General features: G+C 64.3%; 16 protein-coding genes. 8 read left to right on the top strand and 8 right to left on the bottom strand.

The features are described 5' to 3' along the window. The first annotated feature begins 56 nt into the window (after positions 1 to 56). A complete protein-coding gene (locus ACIPHN_RS22200) occupies positions 57 to 2531 on the top strand; it encodes an acyl-CoA dehydrogenase (protein WP_400440254.1) in 2475 nt (824 codons plus the stop codon). Positions 2532 to 2581: 50 nt separating this feature from the next. After that, positions 2582 to 3082: a nucleoside 2-deoxyribosyltransferase gene (locus tag ACIPHN_RS22195; RefSeq protein ID WP_400440450.1), complete on the top strand. Its 501-nt coding sequence runs from the start codon at positions 2582 to 2584 to the stop codon at positions 3080 to 3082. Between the two features lie 15 nt (positions 3083 to 3097). Here ACIPHN_RS22195 and ACIPHN_RS22190 read toward each other — a convergent pair whose 3' ends face one another. Beyond that, positions 3098 to 3688: a peroxidase-related enzyme gene (locus ACIPHN_RS22190; protein ID WP_400440251.1), complete on the bottom strand. Its 591-nt coding sequence runs from the start codon at positions 3686 to 3688 to the stop codon at positions 3098 to 3100. A 242-nt stretch (positions 3689 to 3930) separates the two neighbouring features. Here ACIPHN_RS22190 and ACIPHN_RS22185 point away from each other — a divergent pair, with 242 nt between their 5' ends. Further along, on the top strand, positions 3931 to 4542 hold the full coding sequence (locus tag ACIPHN_RS22185) for a PadR family transcriptional regulator (protein WP_400440249.1): 612 nt from the start codon (positions 3931 to 3933) through the stop codon (positions 4540 to 4542). Between the two features lie 28 nt (positions 4543 to 4570). Then, the gene (locus ACIPHN_RS22180) at positions 4571 to 4873 is read left to right on the top strand and encodes a DUF3861 domain-containing protein (protein ID WP_198983778.1); all 303 of its coding nucleotides are present in this window, start codon (positions 4571 to 4573) and stop codon (positions 4871 to 4873) included. A gap of 19 nt (positions 4874 to 4892) precedes the next feature. On the opposite strand, the gene sbcB is transcribed toward ACIPHN_RS22180, so the two are convergent. The 5 genes from sbcB to ACIPHN_RS22155 all read right to left on the bottom strand — a co-directional run bounded on the left by sbcB (position 4893) and on the right by ACIPHN_RS22155 (position 8950). After that, the gene (gene sbcB, locus ACIPHN_RS22175; protein WP_400440246.1) at positions 4893 to 6329 is read right to left on the bottom strand and encodes an exodeoxyribonuclease I; all 1437 of its coding nucleotides are present in this window, start codon (positions 6327 to 6329) and stop codon (positions 4893 to 4895) included. Between the two features lie 129 nt (positions 6330 to 6458). Further along, positions 6459 to 7025 (bottom strand): hypothetical protein, encoded by a 567-nt coding sequence (locus tag ACIPHN_RS22170; RefSeq protein ID WP_400440243.1) that lies wholly within the window; start codon positions 7023 to 7025, stop codon positions 6459 to 6461. Between the two features lie 317 nt (positions 7026 to 7342). Further along, positions 7343 to 7876 carry a DUF3828 domain-containing protein gene (locus tag ACIPHN_RS22165; RefSeq protein WP_400440240.1) on the bottom strand — a complete coding sequence of 178 codons (534 nt, stop codon included), beginning with the start codon at positions 7874 to 7876 and terminating at the stop codon, positions 7343 to 7345. A gap of 229 nt (positions 7877 to 8105) precedes the next feature. Beyond that, positions 8106 to 8408 carry an antibiotic biosynthesis monooxygenase family protein gene (locus ACIPHN_RS22160; RefSeq protein ID WP_400440237.1) on the bottom strand — a complete coding sequence of 101 codons (303 nt, stop codon included), beginning with the start codon at positions 8406 to 8408 and terminating at the stop codon, positions 8106 to 8108. 125 nt (positions 8409 to 8533) lie between these two features. Beyond that, positions 8534 to 8950 carry a DUF2721 domain-containing protein gene (locus ACIPHN_RS22155; RefSeq protein ID WP_400440447.1) on the bottom strand — a complete coding sequence of 139 codons (417 nt, stop codon included), beginning with the start codon at positions 8948 to 8950 and terminating at the stop codon, positions 8534 to 8536. A gap of 310 nt (positions 8951 to 9260) precedes the next feature. On the opposite strand from ACIPHN_RS22155, the gene ACIPHN_RS22150 reads away from it, so the two are divergent. The 3 genes from ACIPHN_RS22150 (at position 9261) to ACIPHN_RS22140 (ending at position 12175) form a co-directional block, all read left to right on the top strand. Continuing rightward, on the top strand, positions 9261 to 10556 hold the full coding sequence (locus ACIPHN_RS22150; RefSeq protein ID WP_400440234.1) for a solute carrier family 23 protein: 1296 nt from the start codon (positions 9261 to 9263) through the stop codon (positions 10554 to 10556). A gap of 260 nt (positions 10557 to 10816) precedes the next feature. Beyond that, positions 10817 to 11050, top strand: a complete 234-nt coding sequence (locus ACIPHN_RS22145) for a hypothetical protein (protein WP_400440231.1) — start codon at positions 10817 to 10819, stop codon at positions 11048 to 11050. A 111-nt stretch (positions 11051 to 11161) separates the two neighbouring features. Next, positions 11162 to 12175 (top strand): transporter, encoded by a 1014-nt coding sequence (locus ACIPHN_RS22140; protein ID WP_400440228.1) that lies wholly within the window; start codon positions 11162 to 11164, stop codon positions 12173 to 12175. 37 nt (positions 12176 to 12212) lie between these two features. Here the strand turns inward: ACIPHN_RS22140 and ACIPHN_RS22135 are convergent, their stop codons facing one another. After that, entirely contained in the window at positions 12213 to 12575 is a 363-nt protein-coding gene (locus ACIPHN_RS22135) for a hypothetical protein (protein ID WP_198983786.1), read from the bottom strand. A 122-nt stretch (positions 12576 to 12697) separates the two neighbouring features. After that, complete coding sequence (locus ACIPHN_RS22130; RefSeq protein ID WP_400440225.1) at positions 12698 to 14449, bottom strand: glutamine--tRNA ligase/YqeY domain fusion protein; 1752 nt, start codon at positions 14447 to 14449, stop codon at positions 12698 to 12700. A gap of 246 nt (positions 14450 to 14695) precedes the next feature. On the opposite strand from ACIPHN_RS22130, the gene ACIPHN_RS22125 reads away from it, so the two are divergent. Then, positions 14696 to 14827: a hypothetical protein gene (locus ACIPHN_RS22125; RefSeq protein WP_400440223.1), complete on the top strand. Its 132-nt coding sequence runs from the start codon at positions 14696 to 14698 to the stop codon at positions 14825 to 14827. The last annotated feature ends 19 nt before the right edge of the window (positions 14828 to 14846 follow it).

Below are 14846 nucleotides of genomic sequence, written 5' to 3'. Positions count from 1 at the left end.
CGCGGCGGACTTTCGGTGCCACACTGCCCCTCAACAATGACAACAGGAGGCGACACATGCTCATCTGGCTCATTCTTCTCGTGGTGGTCAAGCTGGCGCTGATGATGGCGCGTACCAGTGCCTGGGTCTGGCTGGTGGCTGAACTGGGCTGGATCTGGCTGGGTGGTCGCCTGGCGGGGGTGGAGTTGCCAGTGCAGGTGCTGCTGGCCATCCTGATGGGGACGCCTACCCTGCTGGTGGCCTTGAAGTCCGTGCGCCAGCAGTTGATGACGCGCCCGGCGCTGGACCTGTTCCGCAAGATCATGCCGCGCATGTCGGCCACCGAGCGCGATGCCATCGAGGCCGGCACGGTCTGGTGGGATGCCGAGCTGTTCTCGGGCAGGCCGCACTGGCCGCGCCTGTTCGAACTGCCGCCGCCACGCCTCACCCCCGAGGAGCAAGCCTTCCTGGACAACGAGGTGGAGGCCTTGTGCGCCATGGTCAGCGACTGGGAGACCAGCGTGAAGACGCTGGACCTGCCGCCCGCGGTCTGGCAATTCATCAAGGACAAGGGTTTCCTGGGCATGATCATCCCGCGCCAGTATGGCGGCAAGCAGTTCTCCGCCTATGCCCATTCGCAGGTGATCATGAAGCTGGGTTCGCGCAGTTCGGCCGCCGCCATTGCGGTGATGGTGCCCAATTCGCTGGGCCCGGCCGAGTTGCTGCTGCACTACGGCACCGAGGCGCAGAAGAACCACTACCTGCCGCGCCTGGCGCAGGGGCAGGAGATTCCCTGCTTCGCCCTGACCAGCCCCTATGCGGGCTCGGATGCGGCATCCATTCCTGACATCGGTATCGTCTGCAAGGGCGTGCATGAGGGGCGCGAGACGCTGGGCTTCCGGGTCACCTGGAGCAAGCGCTACATCACGCTGGCACCGATTGCCACCGTGCTGGGCCTGGCCTTCCGGGTGCGCGATCCGGATGGCCTGCTGGGGGGCGATCCCGAGCCCGGTATCACCTGCGCGCTGATCCCGACCGATCATCCGGGGGTGATCACGGGCCGGCGTCACTGGCCGTTGAATGCGGTGTTCCAGAATGGCCCTACCGAAGGGCAGGACGTCTTCATCCCGGCAGAGTGGGTCATCGGCGGGGTGGCCCAGGTCGGGCGCGGCTGGCGCATGCTCATGGAATGCCTGGCGGCGGGCCGGGCCATTTCGCTGCCCTCGTCCAGCGTCGGTTTTTCCAAGCTGGCCGTGCGCGGCACCAGCGCCTATGCGGCCATGCGGCGCCAGTTCAGGATCGAGATCGGCAAGTTCGAAGGCGTGCAGGAGGCGCTGGCGCGCATGGGCGGCAACCTCTACATGATGGATGCCACGCGGCGCCTGTCGGCACTGGCGGTGGATGCGGGCGAGAAGCCCTCGGTAATCTCGGCCATCTCCAAGTACCACGTCACCGAGCGCGGGCGCATGGTGGTCAACGACGGCATGGATGTGATCGGCGGCAAGGGCATTTGCATGGGGCCGGGCAATTTCCTGGCGCGCATCTACCAGCAGGTGCCGATCGCCATCACGGTCGAAGGCGCCAATATCCTGACGCGCTGCCTGATCATCTTCGGCCAGGGGGCGATCCGTTGCCATCCCTATGTGCTGCAGGAGCTGGCCACGGCTGCCGACGAGGACCGCGAGCGCGCCGTGCAGGAGTTCGACCGCCTGCTGTTTGCCCACCTGTCCTTCGTTGCCGCCAATGCCGCGCGCAGCTTCACCGGTGGCATCAGCGGCGGCTGGCTGCTGCCCTCCAGCGGCCAGGCGGCGCGCCAGACGCGCCGCTACTACCGCAGCGTGGTGCACCTGTCGTCGGCCTTTGCGCTGCTCACTGACGCCAGCATGGGCGTGCTGGGCGGCACGCTCAAGTTCCGCGAACGCATCTCGGGACGGCTGGGCGATGTGCTCTCGCAGCTGTACCTGGTGTCGGCGGTGCTGAAGCGCTACGAGGATGATGGCCGGCAAGAGGCCGACCTGCCCTATGTGCACTGGTCGGTGCAGGATGCGCTGAACCGGGCCCAGGAAGCCATCATCGAGGTCTTGCAGAACTTCCCCAATCCCTGGGTGGCAGCCTTGTTGCGGGTGCTGGTCTTCCCGCTGGGACGAGCCTACCGCAAGCCCTCGGATCTGCTCGGCACCGAGGTCGCCCGCGCCATGCAGACCCCCGGCGAGAGTCGCGACCGCCTGGTGGCGGACGCCTACCTGCCGCGCAGCGGTGATCCGCTGGCCTGCGGCGAACGCGCCTTTGCGTTGACGCCCATCGTGCAGCAACTGGAACATCGCCTCAAGGCCGATATCAAGGAGGGCAAGCTGCCGCCGATGCCGCAGAGCCTGCGCGAGCTGCCCGCCTGGAGCGCACTGGCGCTGGAGCGCGGGCTGGTCTCGGTGCAGGAGAGGGAGGCGCTCGATGCCTTCGCGCACGAGGGCGACCTGTCTGTGCAGGTCGATGATTTCGGCGCCGACTTCGACCTGGGGCAACACTGGGGGCAAGAGCGGGCCCCTGTGTCCTGAGCGATTTGTGGCGTATGCTGGGCGACCCGATCAATCGACCAGGATTCCAGATCATGACCCAGCCCCGCATCTACATGGCCGGCCCCGATGTCTTCATGCGCGACTATGCGCAGCACAAGGCGCACATCCGGCAATGGTGCGCCGAACTGGGCCTGGTGGCGCTGTGCCCGGGGGACGATGAGGTCAGCGGCGAGAGCCGTGGGGAAGTGGCGCGACGCATCTACGAGCTCAATATCGCCCTGATCGAGTCGGCCGATTACGTGGTGGCCAATGTGCGCGATTTTCGCGGACATGAACCGGACTCGGGCACCGTCTTCGAGATCGGCTACGCGGTCGGGCGCGGCAAGAAGGTCTGGTGCTACCACACTCCCACGCAAGACCTGCTGCACCAGATCCCGCAGGGCGAGGCCGGTTACTGCCGCGAGGGCATGCATATCGAGGACTTCGGCCTGCCGCGCAACCTCATGCTGGCCGGCGCCTGCGAGCTGGTGCCGGCGGACCTGCCCGAATGCCTGCGCCGGGTGGCGCGCTGGCACGCCGGCCAGCGCTGACGGCGGTCTGATGCCTTATTGCAGGGGCACGCGCCCCATCAGGTAGAACTCGTCGTTGGGCCGCATGCTGGTGACATTGGCCAGCCGGTTCGACATGCCGAAGAAGGCCGCGATGGCGGCGATATCCCAGGCTTCCTCATCGCCGAAGCCGTGCTGCCTGAGCAGGGCAAAATCGGCATCGTTGACGGCCCAGGCGCTGGCCGAGACCTTCATGGCGAAGTCCAGCATGGCCAGTTGCCGCTCGCTGATATCGGCCTTGCGGTAGTTGATGGCAACCTGGTCGGCCAGCAGCGGATCCTTGGCGCGGATGCGCAGGATCGCACCATGCGCCACCACGCAGTACTGGCACTGGTTGGCGTTGCTGGTGGCCACCACGATCATCTCGCGCTCGGCCTTGCTCAGCTTGCCGGGCTTGTCCATGAGCGCATCGTGATAGGCGAAGAAGGCGCGGAATTCCTCCGGGCGATGTGCCAGCACCAGGAATACGTTGGGAATGAAACCGGACTTTTCCTGCACCGCCAGGATGCGCTCGCGGACATCGGCGGGCAGGTCGTTCAGTTCGGGAATGGGGAAGCGGCCGATCGGCGCGCCTGAGGGCTGGGTCATGCGGGTCTCCTGATGTTGTTGTGGTGTGCGCTGCTTCCGTGAAGGTAACACTTCCGGCCCGGCAGCAATGTCGCCGTCCTGACGGTGCAGGCTTTTCCTTCCGATGATTTCTTTTAAGTAACTAAAAATATTATTAAGATATATCTTGAAATAGCTCTTTTAAAGATATATCTTAGCTCTATCGATCGACACGCAGCGTTCGATAATCGCTGCATTGAAGCATCCGACAAAAAGGAAACACCATGTTCAAGCATTTCATGGCCCGTGCCGGCCACGGCCCCAAGCATCACCGTTTTGACCGTCCGCATCATGGCGGCGGCATGTTCGAAGAAGAAGGCCCGCGCGGCCACCATGGCCCGCGTGGCCGCGAAGGTGGCGGTGGCGGCGGGCGCGGTGCGCGCATGTTCGAGCAGGGCGCATTGCGCATCGTCATGCTGCACCTGTTGCAGGAAAAGCCGCGCCACGGCTACGACATGATCAAGGCCATCGAGCACCTGGTTGGCGGCGGCTACAGCCCCAGCCCGGGCGTGATCTACCCGACCCTGACCCTGCTGGAAGAAATGGGGTTTGCCTCGGTGCAAGGCGAGGACGGCGGCAAGAAGCTCTACAGCATCAGTCCCGAAGGACAGGCGCACCTGGAAGAGAACGCCGAACTCTTGCAGCAGGTGCTGCGCAAGTTCGAACTACGCCGCCAGGAGCGTCCCGACGCCGATTCGCCCGAACTGCAACGTGCGGTACAGAACTTCCGCATGGCGCTGCATACGCGGCTGGCCAAGGGGCGGCTGTCCAAGGAAGAACTGCACGCCATCATCGACATCATCGACCGCGCAGCGGTGGCCGTGGAGCGCATCTGAGCGCCGGCCCGATCAGGAAGGAAACAGCATGAGGGAACATCGCTATCGCATCACCCTGGAACACCTGGCCACCACCTCGGAAGGGCAGACGCAGCATGCGCCATTGAGCTTCGAGGCGGGCAACCATGACGATCTCTTCAGCATCATCGAGCGCGTGCGCGGCAACGGCCAGTTCGACAGCGATACCAGCGCGCAACTGGCGCTGGGCTTAAAGCTCTTTACGGAGGTGATGCTCAAGAACCGCAAGCATCCACTCTTCGAGGAGATCCAGCCAGCCATGCGCGCATTCATCGGCAAGCTCAAGGCGCAGGGCAAGCCGGCTGCCGAATGAGGCAGCCGGCGCTCCGGCCTCACTGATTGGCGGGGGCGATCATCTCCGCATAGTCGTATAACGCACCCAGGATGTCCTGGGTGCGTTCGTCGTCGGCCTCTTCCTGCAACTGGTCGATCTGCTCGAACAGCTGTGCGATCGTGCGGGCGCCACCGTCGCCCTCGAACAGCCGCGCGGCGCGGTGCTCTTCCCAGTGCTGGGCTTCTTCGGCGCTGAGGCTGTCGGGGAAGTTGCGGGCGCGGTAGCGGTACAGGATCTCGTTGAGGCGGGCGTCGTCGAAGGCCACGCTGGCCTGGGCCAGTTCCTGCGCCGACAGGGCGCGCAGTTGCGTGAGCTGGCGGCGGTCGCCGTTGCCGATGAAGCCGCCATACAGATCCTCGTCCACGTCCGGCGCACCCTCGCTCGTGCGCTGGTACACCTCGCGCCACAGCGGCGACAGGTCGGGCAGGGCAGCTGCCTGTTCGGCGTGACGCAGGGCCTTTTCCACATCGACCCCCAGTTCGGCGGCGCGCTCGGCGGAGAGCGTCTTGAGGCTGCCCACCACCATCGGCGACTTGTTGAGGTGGATGCTCTTGACCGGCAGGCGCGTCATGCCCTCGGGCAGCTCATCCTTGCGGGTGAACATGCGTTCGCGCACGGTGGCCGCATCCAGGCCCGCCAGTTCGCTCGGGTCGTAGCCGAGATCCCAGGCGATCACTTCATTCTTGTTGGTCGGATGCATGCCCAGCGGCCACATCAGCGCCAGGCAGCCATTGGCCACCGGGAACATGCCCGACACATGCAGGAAAGGCTTGGCCACCGGCAGGCCGATCTCGGCGGCGGCTTTATCCTTCTTGTGCAGGGCCAGCGCGAAGTCGAACAGGCGCGGATTGTTCTGGCGGATCAGGCGTGCCAGCGCGATGGTGGCGCGCACGTCGGAGAGCGCATCGTGGGCGGCTTCGTGGACCAGGCCGTTGGCCTTGGAGAGGTGTTCCAGCTTGAAGCTGACGCTGCCATCTTCCTTGGTGGGCCACTGCATGCCCTGCGGGCGCAGCGCATAGGTCAGGCGTACCACGTCCAGCAGGTCCCAGCGGCCACAGCCGTTGGCCCATTCGCGCGCGTACGGATCGATCAGGTTGCGCCAGAACATGAAGCGGGTCACTTCATCGTCGAAACGGATGGTGTTGTAGCCCACGCCGATGGTGCCGGGTTCGCCCAGGGCCGCTTCGATGCGGGCGGCGAATTCATGTTCGGGCAGGCCGTGTTCCAGGCAGTGCTGCGGCGTGATGCCGGTGATCAGGCAGGAGACCGGGTCGGGCAGGTAGTCCGGGGCCGGCTTGCAGTAGATCATGATGGGCTCACCGATCTCGTTGAGCTCGGCGTCGGTGCGCACGGCAGCGAACTGCGCGGGACGGTCACGGCGCGGCACGGCGCCAAAGGTTTCGTAGTCGTGCCAGAGGAAGGTGTGATTGGACATCGCGGCGTGGTTCTAAGGGAATCGCGCGATTATAGAGCCTTGCGCCGCCAATGCCGCCAATGCCGCCACGCGGGAGTGCCGCGCAGCGAGGAAAGCGATATTTTCGAAGGACTTGGGGCTGGCGCGGCCTTATTGCAGCGGCGCCGTATCGCGCTTCAATACCTTGCGCATGGCGTCCTGCAGGCTGCCCTTGCGCAGCGGCGCGGCACCACCCGGATACTGGATGTTGTCGATCACCCAGCCGCGTGCATCGCGCGCCAGCAGGACCTTGTCGGTCCACTTGGCCGGCGCCTGCAGCTTGGCATCGCTGAAGATCAGTTCCACCGTGCAAGTGGCCTCGCGCTCCTGGGCTTCGCACTGGACCACGCGGAAGGTGGAGTCGCTGCCGGGATGGCCGGTAAAGGGGTCACCCTGCACCAGCGGTGCCGGCGGATCCTCATCCGGATCGGCCGCAGCCTGGGTGACCAGGGCTTCCTGGGCCACCGAGACATCCTTGAGCAGGTCGAACAGGGACACCGACAGGAAGCGGCGGAAGGTGATCAGTTCCTTGAGCGTGAGCGCGCCCGAGGGGCGGTTGGACTGGTGCGCCTGGTAGAAATCCCTGACCACTTCTTCGGCCTTGCCCTCCTCATTGGCCGAGCAGGCTGCAAGCAGCAGGCCGGCGGCGACGATGAGCAACTTAGCGATCCGCTTCAATCCAATTCTCCCATGAGCTGTCCCGTGCGGCGGGACGGCGTGTCTGACCTGTTCGTGATTCGGGTTGCGATGATGGACGCACACAAGGACGGGCGCGGCATGGCTGCCGCCCGTCCTGGATCGGGCATCTCCCCTGATGACCTCGCGTTGTGGCCTATGCGGGCCATTTGCATGCCAACTGCACGCAAAGTGCTGGCAAAGCAACAAGCATTCTGGAAGGCAATCTTACGCCGGTTGACCCGGCGGGAAGGCCGAGAACACATTGCCAAAAGGCCGCCAATTCCGCTCACGCCGCCCGGCCAGCGGAACGTGGCGTCTCATTGGGCCTGCTTGATGGCGTCGGTAAGGGTGTCGCTGAGGTATTCGCGTTGCGAGGACTGGTCGTTGCCGATGAATTCGATGTCATCGATACGCCACTGCTGGCCTTCCAGCACCAGCAGGATCTTGTCGTTCCAGGATTCGTCGGCGCCATCCTTGCGATAGCGCAGGGCCACCTGGCAGGAGGCGCGCTGGGCGTCGCTGTCGCAGGATTGCACGGCAAACGAGGTGGCGCCTTCGTAGAGCGAGGTGAACAGGTCGCCATCGATCAGCGGGGCGGCCTGGTTGCCCAGGGCGGCGTGGTAGCGGGTGTCGGCGGCCTCGGTCTCGGTCAGCAGGGTGTAGAGGGCGTGACTGAGCAGCGGCTCGAACTGCTTGAGCTCATCGGCCGAGGGCAGGCCGGGGGCGTGGATCTGGAGGTGGATGCGGTAGAAGTTGCCGACCACCTCGGCCTGGCGCTGCTCGTCGCTGCTGAAGTGGTCGCAGCCGCCCAGGGCCAGCATGAGGCTGCACAGGCCCGCAGCTGCGGCCAATCGCCGGTGCGAGGGAGTGCGGAGGGGGAGGGCGCGGGCAAGGCGATGGGCAAGGCGGGGCAGTCTGGTCATCCTGGTATTCCTGGGCGGCGGCAGCGCCGCTCTTGTCGTGGCGGCGCATGTTACACGAGCGGCGCGCGGGTGGCACGCGCGCTCTGTCTCTCATTGCCCGTTAGTCAGGGCGATGCCGCAAACGTTCCTTCGCGCCGGGTGGGCGCGGGCCGGATGTTCAGGCCGATTCGGTCAGCAGCGAGAAATGCTCGACCTGCGGGGCGCCGGCGAAGAAGGGGCCGACGATGCCGCGCCATTCGGTAAAGGCGGGCGATTCGCGGAAATCCACGGTATGGTTTTCCAGGGTGGCCCAATGCACCATGAGCAGGTAGCGCTGGGGCGATTCCACGCCTTTTTGTACCTTGTGGCCGAGATAGCCACGGGCCTTGCAGATGGTTTGCGCCAGGCCGCGCTGGATGGCTTGGTCGAATTCGGCTTCCTTGCCGGGTTGGATGCGGATGTCCGCCAGTTCCAGGATCATGTAGGTCTCCAGTCCATAGTCGAGGGTCGCCTGCCGGCACCGTGGTGTGCCGGCCAGGCCGAGCGATTATCACATTTTCCCCGGGAGGCGGCCTGCAATAGAATTCGCCGCTCCTTGAAAACGCTTCACTCGACCACGACGCTGGAGCGGCCCAGCTTCTGGGCCATGTCTTCCAGGGTGATCTCGATGGCGCGGGTGCTGATCATGATTTCCCACAGCGACACCAGCAGCGACATCACCAGCAGGAACAGGCTGATGCCGAACAGCACCTCGGCAGCGCGGTTGCGGTCCACGAAGATGAGGAACATGGAGACGGCGCACATGATGAAGCTCGACACCCCCAGGGCCTGCATGTAGCGGGTCAGCACGATGCGCTTGCGCAGGTTGAGGATCTGGCGGATCACCAGGCCGCGCTCGTCGTTCTGGCCCTGGTTCTGCAGGTTGCGGATCAGCTGCGCCAGCACCAGGAAGCGGTTGGTATAGGCCAGCAGCAACAGTGAGGTGGCGGGGAAGAGCAGGGCGGGGGTGGTCAGGTTGATCATGGACATGGTGAGGATGACTCGGCGGCGGGATTCTAACCTCTCCCGTGGCGCAAGAAGCATGCCCGTGGCCTCTGGCGCATCTTCCCTTGGCGCGAGGCCGTGGGGTGGCTGTCAGTTTTGGGGCAGGCGGCCGCACCGCCCCGGGTTTTTGCACCGCTACGCAGCACTGCTGGCGCGCCCGGAAAGCTTTTACGGATTTTTTTGCGTCCGGGCCGCCGCAGCAATTGTTATTTGTGCGAGCGCTCAATACACTAGCCCCCGTTCCACAACACGAATAATCCATAACAAATCCACTAAGAAAGGGATCTCCATGTCGGGTTCGTACTTCCCCCAATGGCGGCTGCGCAGCAGCACCACCGATGGCAAGGGTGCCGTGATCGCCGCCGATGAACGGCTGCCTGCGCCGCAGACGCTGGCCATGGGCGTGCAGCACGTGGTCGCCATGTTCGGTTCGACCGTGCTGGCGCCGCTGCTCATGGGCTTCGATCCCAACCTGGCGATCCTGATGTCGGGCGTGGGTACCCTGCTGTTCTTCCTGCTGGTGGGCGGCCGCGTGCCCAGCTACCTGGGTTCCAGCTTCTCCTTCATCGGCCTGGTGATCGCCGTGACCGGCTATGCCGGTTCGGGCCCCAATGCCAACCTCCCGGTGGCGCTGGGCGGCATCATCGCCTGTGGTGCGGCCTATACCGTGATCGGCCTGATCGTCTCGGGCGTGGGCACGCGCTGGATCGAGTCGCTGATGCCGCCGGTGGTGACCGGTGCCGTGGTGGCCGTGATCGGCCTGAACCTGGCACCGATCGCCGTCAAGGGGGTCTCCGGCAGCAGCTTCGACAGCTGGATGGCGCTGGCCACCGTGCTGTGCGTGGGTGGCGTAGCGGTGTTTGCGCGCGGCATGCTGCAACGCCTGCTGATCCTGGTCGGCCTGCTGCTGGCCTATGTGCTCTATGCGGTACTGACCAACGGCGCCGGCCTGGGCAAGCCCATCGATTTCTCGGGCGTGGCCAATGCCGCCTGGTTCGGCGTGCCGCACTTCGCTTCCCCGGTCTTCCATGCCAGCGCCATGGCGTTGCTGGCGCCGGTGGCGATCATCCTGGTGGCCGAGAACCTGGGCCACATCAAGGCGGTGTCGGCCATGACCGGCCAGAACCTGGACCGCTACATCGGCCGCGCCTTCATCGGCGACGGCCTGGCCACCATGCTCTCGGGCAGCGTGGGCGGCACCGGCGTGACCACCTATGCCGAGAACATCGGCGTGATGGCCGTGACCAAGATCTATTCCACCCTGGTGTTCGTGGTGGCGGCGGCCATTGCCATCCTGCTGGGCTTTTCGCCCAAGTTCGGCGCGGCCATCCTGACCATCCCGGGTGCGGTGCTGGGGGGTGTGTCGATCGTGGTGTTCGGCTTGATCACCGTCTCGGGTGCGCGCATCTGGGTGGAGAACAAGGTTGATTTCTCCAACAATACCAACCTGATCGTGGCGGCCGTCACCCTGGTGCTGGGCGCGGGCGACTTCACCCTCAAGCTGGGTGGTTTCGCACTGGGTGGCATCGGTACCGCCACCTTCGGCGCCATCATCCTGCATGCCTTGCTCAAGCGGCGCGGATGAGGGATTGCTGAACTGAACTGACAAGGCCGGTCCATGTGACCGGCCTTGTCGTCTGGGCGGTCCTGGCCGATAGTGTGGCTATCCGGATGCATTTGTGGCCATCGCCGGGAATGCTGGAAATTTCCATTGAGCAATCCGGATTTGCTGTCTATACTTTGCGGCGTCGCAGCGACCATACGCCGCATCGGCCCCGGGGAGGGAGCCGTGACGCGAAGCTGCATGTCTTCGGGCCGGGGCCCGGTTTTCAGGGGATTCGCTGCATGAACAAGTTCATTCGTCTGCCGGCTTTGCTGTGCATTGCACTTCCATTGCTCTCGGCCTGCGATGCCATCGGTGGCAAGAAGGACTACGCCTATTTCCGCCAGAATCTCGACGAGGCCAAGTCGGTGGCCGATCAATGCTCGCTCAACGGTACCTCCGGCATGAGCGCGACCCAGATCCGCGTGTGCGACGCCGCCCGCGAAGCCTACGGCAACCGCAACTTCAACTACTGATCTGCTGGCGTGGCGGCACGGCATGTCGCCGTCACGGGTTTGTCATAAATGGGTCAAAGAGGACCGCTAGAATGCCGGTTCATCCTCTGAAGCCCTTATCGACTGGCCGCCATGCACAATCCGCCGGATACGCCGCACGCCCTGCACCTGCTCTATGAACCGGCCGGATTCATCTGCGCCTTCCGCTTCAACGAGGGCCGCGCCAGCCAGCTCAAATGGAATGACCTGATCGACTACCGGCCGGCTGCGCCGGAGTTCACCTGGTTGCATGTGAAGACGGCCGACGTCAAGATCCAGCACTGGATGCAGCATCACAGCGGGATTGCGGAATACATCACCGAATTCCTCCTCAGCAGCGATACCCATCCCGGCCTGCATGCCACGCCCGACGGCGTCTACGGCACGCTCACCGACATGAAGATGGAGATCGGCGATACCGGCACCGAGAAGGGGGCCCTGCATTTCTACCTGGACCGCACCCGCCTGCTGACCTTGCGCACCCAGCCGCTGATCTCCACCAACATGCTGCGCCAGAAGGTGCTCGATGGCGGCGAGTTCGACAATCCCATGGACCTGTTCGCCGAGCTGCTGCGCTGCCTGGCCGATGGCTTCAATGCGCGCCTGGACAAGCTCAATGACAAGGTCGATGACATCGAATTCTCGGTGCTCTCGGACCGCCGTGCCGAAGACCGCAGCGAACTCTCGGGGATCCGCCGGCAACTGGCCGAGCTGCGCCGCTTCATCGCGCCGGAGCGGCGCATCCTGGCGCAGTTCCATCGCCTGCGTCCGTCCTGGGTACCGCTGGAGGCGCTGGAAGACCTGACCCACGCCCTGGACGAACTCAATGAACTGCATTCCACCGTGGAAGCCGTCTATGAACGGGCCAAGCTGCTGCAGGAAGAGATCGCCTCGCAGATGTCGGAACAGATGAACCGCAACCTGATGGCACTATCGGTGCTGACCGCCTTGCTGATGCCGGCCACGCTGGTATCGGGGATCTTCGGGATGAACGTGGCGGGGCTGCCGGGCCTGCATGACGAGGGCTCGTTCTGGATCGTGATGGGAATCATGGGCGGCCTCGGTGTGGCCACCGTGGCCTTCCTGAAATGGATGAGGATGTTCTAGGCGCCGATGGTGGTATGCCACCCGGCGCTCCGGCGCTTCAGTCGCGCGTGGCCATGGCTTCTTCGCTGTCGCGGATCAGCTTGTCGATATCGAGGTTGTCCACTGGCTCCACGCGCAGCGCCAGCGGGCGCCACAGCGAATACAGCCACAGCCCGATGGTGCAGAGCGTGCCCAGGAACAGGGTGATGAAGCCCGACAGGAACAGGCCGATGAAGGGCGAGGCGATCAGGCCGTCATAGCCGATCAGGTGCTTGCCATCCCAGGTGATGGTCTGGGCGCCGAACAGCGAGAGCACGCCCATCAGCGTTGAAAACGGCACCAGCGAGAACGTGGTGCCGATGGCCAGCAGCTTGTAGATGGTGGCCATCGACATGCGCTGGATCTTGATCTGCTCGAACATGAGCCTTCCCCTTGCCGGTCGACGTGGAAAGCTCCACGCCATTGCGCCTTCCCTGTGCACGGGCGGCGTAGCGCAGTGCGCCGCCCGCGTGGCCTTGCGGCCGGTTCCCCGGAACACCGGGCTTATTTGCCCCAGCTGTCCTTGAGCGTCACGGCGCGGTTGAAGACCGGCTGGCCATCGGTCGAGTCGACGCGGTCGGCGACGAAATAGCCGTGGCGTTCGAACTGGTAGATCTCGCCGGGCTTGGCGCTCTTCAAGGTCGGCTCCAGGTAGGCGGTGATGACTTCCTTGGAGTTCGGATTCAGGGCGGCCAGGAAATCCTTGCCGCCGGCATCCGGGTGCGGGTCCGAGAACAGGCGGTCGTACAGGCGCACTTCGGTGGCCAGCGCGTGCTCGGCGCTGACCCAGTGCAGGTTGCCCTTGACCTTGTAATTGGAGCTGCCTTCGGTGCCGCTCTTGCTGTCTTCGAAGTAGTTGCAATGCACGGCGATGACGTTGCCGTGTTCATCCTTGTCGCAGCCGGTGCACTCGACCACGTAACCGTAGCGCAGGCGCACCTTGTTGCCAGGGAAGAGACGGAAGTAACCCTTGGTGGGTTCTTCCATGAAGTCTTCGCGTTCGATCCACAATTCCTTGGTGATGGGGAAATGGCGGTGCGCGCTGTCGTGTTCCGGGTGCGCCGGCGGATAGACCGGGGCGCTGCAGTCGATGCTTTGGCCGGCGGGGAAGTTGTCGATGATCAGCTTCAGCGGGCGCAGCACGGCCACTGCGCGCGGGGCCTTGGGATCGAGGTCTTCACGCAGCGCGCCTTCGAGCACGCTGAAGTCGATCCAGCTGTTGTTCTTGGAGGCGCCGGTGCGGTCGCACATCAGGCGGATCGCTTCCGGGGTGTAGCCGCGACGGCGCAGGCCGACGATGGTGGGCATGCGCGGGTCATCCCAGCCAGAGACGATCTTCTCATCCACCAGCTGGCGCAGCTTGCGCTTGCTGGTGATGATGTAGGTCAGGTTCAGGCGGGCGAATTCGTACTGGTGCGGCAGCGGCTTCTTGAAGAAGCCTTCCTCGGCCAGCTGTTCCAGCAGCCAGTCGTAGAACGGGCGCTGGTCTTCGAACTCCAGGGTGCAGATGGAGTGCGAGATGCTTTCCAGCGCGTCTTCGATCGGATGCGCGAAGGTGTACATCGGGTACACGCGCCACTTGTCGCCGGTGTTGTGGTGGGTGGCGTGGCGGATGCGGTAGATGGCCGGATCGCGCAGGTTCATGTTGGGGCTGGCCATGTCGATCTTGGCGCGCAGGATCATGGAACCGTCCGGGTGCTTGCCGTCGCGCATTTCCTCGAACAGGCGCAGCGATTCGTCGGCCGGGCGGTCGCGCCACGGCGAGTTCTTGCCGGCTTCGGTCAGGGTGCCGCGGTTCTCGCGCATCTGCTCGGCGTTCTGCTCGTCGACATAGGCCAGGCCCTTGCGGATCAGCGCCTGGGCACAGGCGTACATGACGTCGAAGTAGTTGCTGGCGTAGTACAGGTGCGACTTGCTTTCATGCTCCCAGGAGAAGCCCAGCCACTTGACCGAGTCCAGGATGGTGTCGACGTATTCCTGTTCTTCCTTTTCAGGGTTGGTGTCGTCGAAGCGCATGTGGCAGCGGCCGGCGTAGTCGGCGGCCAGGCCGAAGTTCAGGCAGATCGACTTGGCGTGGCCGATGTGCAGGTAGCCGTTGGGTTCGGGCGGAAAACGGGTCACCACCTGCGGCAGCGCCTGGCCATCCTGGTTGCCGCGCTCGGCGTAGGTGCCGGAGACCAGGTCGGCCTCGATGATGCCGCGCAGGAAATTGGTGGAGGGGGCAGGGGTGTGTCCGTTTTTCAGTTCGTTGCTCATGGGATGAATCGGGAGGAATGCCTATTTATTCAGATGGCAAGCATTTTACCCCACGCGCCCGTTTTCATCGGCCTTTGCGCCCGACCGGGCCGGATTTTTTGCCAGATGACAACGCCAGCGGTCGGTTTTCTTGTTACAGATGATACGAGCAGGAATTACCTGTCATGGGGCCACGCTGGCAATCTGCCAGTGTGGCTTGGCGACTTGTCTGGCCTACCTAACAAGACCGTAACGATGGAGGACATCATGAAACGATGGATCAAACTGATCGTGGCCGCCGCCCTGGCTGCCGCTACCTTGTCTGCTTGCGTGGTGGTGCCGGTTGGCCCGCCGCAGCCGCATTACTATCATCCGTACTATGGCGGCTACTACCGCTAGGACGTGTGCCGGGGCTGCC

This window comes from Herbaspirillum sp. NPDC087042, assembly GCF_044745245.1.
GTDB lineage: Bacteria > Pseudomonadota > Gammaproteobacteria > Burkholderiales > Burkholderiaceae_D > Herbaspirillum.
This window is presented reverse-complemented; position numbering and strand designations above follow the sequence as displayed.

Bases quoted from the DNA above. Each gene is read 5' to 3' on its own strand.
- ACIPHN_RS22200 (WP_400440254.1), top strand. From the start codon at position 57: ATGCTCATCTGGCTCATTCTTCTCGTGGTGGTCAAGCTGGCGCTGATG.
- ACIPHN_RS22190 (WP_400440251.1), bottom strand. From the start codon at position 3,688: ATGACCCAGCCCTCAGGCGCGCCGATCGGCCGCTTCCCCATTCCCGAA.
- ACIPHN_RS22185 (WP_400440249.1), top strand. From the start codon at position 3,931: ATGTTCAAGCATTTCATGGCCCGTGCCGGCCACGGCCCCAAGCATCAC.
- ACIPHN_RS22180 (WP_198983778.1), top strand. From the start codon at position 4,571: ATGAGGGAACATCGCTATCGCATCACCCTGGAACACCTGGCCACCACC.
- sbcB (WP_400440246.1), bottom strand. From the start codon at position 6,329: ATGTCCAATCACACCTTCCTCTGGCACGACTACGAAACCTTTGGCGCC.
- ACIPHN_RS22160 (WP_400440237.1), bottom strand. From the start codon at position 8,408: ATGATCCTGGAACTGGCGGACATCCGCATCCAACCCGGCAAGGAAGCC.
- ACIPHN_RS22155 (WP_400440447.1), bottom strand. From the start codon at position 8,950: ATGATCAACCTGACCACCCCCGCCCTGCTCTTCCCCGCCACCTCACTG.
- ACIPHN_RS22150 (WP_400440234.1), top strand. From the start codon at position 9,261: ATGTCGGGTTCGTACTTCCCCCAATGGCGGCTGCGCAGCAGCACCACC.
- ACIPHN_RS22145 (WP_400440231.1), top strand. From the start codon at position 10,817: ATGAACAAGTTCATTCGTCTGCCGGCTTTGCTGTGCATTGCACTTCCA.
- ACIPHN_RS22140 (WP_400440228.1), top strand. From the start codon at position 11,162: ATGCACAATCCGCCGGATACGCCGCACGCCCTGCACCTGCTCTATGAA.
- ACIPHN_RS22135 (WP_198983786.1), bottom strand. From the start codon at position 12,575: ATGTTCGAGCAGATCAAGATCCAGCGCATGTCGATGGCCACCATCTAC.
- ACIPHN_RS22130 (WP_400440225.1), bottom strand. From the start codon at position 14,449: ATGAGCAACGAACTGAAAAACGGACACACCCCTGCCCCCTCCACCAAT.
- ACIPHN_RS22125 (WP_400440223.1), top strand. From the start codon at position 14,696: ATGAAACGATGGATCAAACTGATCGTGGCCGCCGCCCTGGCTGCCGCT.